The organism is Scytonema hofmannii PCC 7110 (genome assembly GCF_000346485.2).
Taxonomy (GTDB): domain Bacteria; phylum Cyanobacteriota; class Cyanobacteriia; order Cyanobacteriales; family Nostocaceae; genus Scytonema; species Scytonema hofmannii.
On sequence record NZ_KQ976386.1, the window covers coordinates 1 to 865 of the forward strand.

Below are 865 nucleotides of genomic sequence, written 5' to 3' on the forward strand. Positions count from 1 at the left end.
ATTTTTCATCACCCATCGTCTTGCTACTATCCGTAGTGCCGATGTCATTTTGATGATGAGTCAGGGTTCGGTTGTGGAACAGGGAACTCATGCAGAACTGATGGCAATGATGGGACGGTACTACTGTCTCTACCAACAGCAAGAAGCGGTGGGAGGAGTGAGGGAGTGAAGGAGGGAGGGAGGGAGGGAGTGAGGGAGAGTAAGAGTTATTTGTTGTTACTGGGAGGTATTATCCATTTATCTGAGTTGTGAATCATGGAAACTAACATAGCAAGAATTGAATTATAGGTTTTGTAAAGCTCGCGTCCAGCTTCTACATCCAAATATTTACATTGAACAGCAAACTCTATCCATGTTTGGGTTTCTGCTGCTTCAGCCGAACAGTCGCTTAACTTGGCTACAAACGCTGCTTCATACATACGCTTGCGCCAAGACTCTGCTAAGTTAGCACAGACAGATCTTGAAGAACGACGAATTTGGTCGGTCAAAGAGTATCTTTCTTCCACTGGAAACTTTTTAGACTCCTCAAATATTTTCATAGCAGCATCAAATGCTAGTTTATAAACCTCTAAATCTTTATGGTTTTTAATATGTTCTCTTCCCATGGATTATCTCAAAAGCAATAACAAACAATATATCAATATTGATTTCTAAATGACACATTATTTATAGATACAGGAAAAATTATGAATATCAGTAATGGAAAAGGAAATAATTCAAATGGAAATGGTAAACATTCAAGCCATAAAATTGCCACCGATACTTCCATCAAACAAAATCCAAACTCCCTCACTCCCTCACTCCCTCACTCTCTCCCTCCCTCACTCCTCAAGTTTGACCAACCCGTAATTCTTACTCAACCAAG

General features: G+C 40.1%; 1 protein-coding gene. It reads right to left on the reverse strand.

Annotated features, from left to right (window positions below; all coding sequences use genetic code 11):
• Positions 1–206: 206 nt before the first annotated feature.
• The gene (locus tag WA1_RS51990) at positions 207–605 is read right to left on the reverse strand and encodes a four helix bundle protein (RefSeq protein WP_017750217.1); all 399 of its coding nucleotides are present in this window, start codon (positions 603–605) and stop codon (positions 207–209) included.
• Between the last annotated feature and the right edge of the window lie 260 nt (positions 606–865).